Source organism: Pseudomonas sp. 67(2021) (assembly GCF_017491835.1).
Classification (GTDB): domain Bacteria; phylum Pseudomonadota; class Gammaproteobacteria; order Pseudomonadales; family Pseudomonadaceae; genus Aquipseudomonas; species Aquipseudomonas atacamensis.
In genome coordinates, this window is record NZ_JAFGYL010000127.1 from 1 (window position 1) to 235 (window position 235).

At 60.9% G+C, this 235-nt stretch carries 1 protein-coding gene; it reads right to left on the reverse strand.

The window, feature by feature from the left end; genetic code table 11:
• Positions 1 to 235 (reverse strand): SNF2-related protein (locus J5M66_RS27280; protein WP_207817562.1); only part of this gene is annotated, 235 nt, incomplete at both ends.

Here is a 235-nt window from a genome sequence, read left to right on the forward strand (position 1 = left end):
TTGACCAGGCGCAGATCGCAGCAGACCTGGCGCAGCTTGAGCAGCGCATCGAGGATGATGATCTGACTGCGCGCCACGCCACTGCGGGCGATTTCGTCGCGGACCTTTTTGTCCATCGCCACACGCACCGTCTCATAGACGTCGCGCTGACCATCGCTGAGTTCGACCCAGTGGATGATCTCGGTTTTCGGCGGCAACTCGGTGGCGACCTGATCCTTCTTGCGCCGCAGCAAAA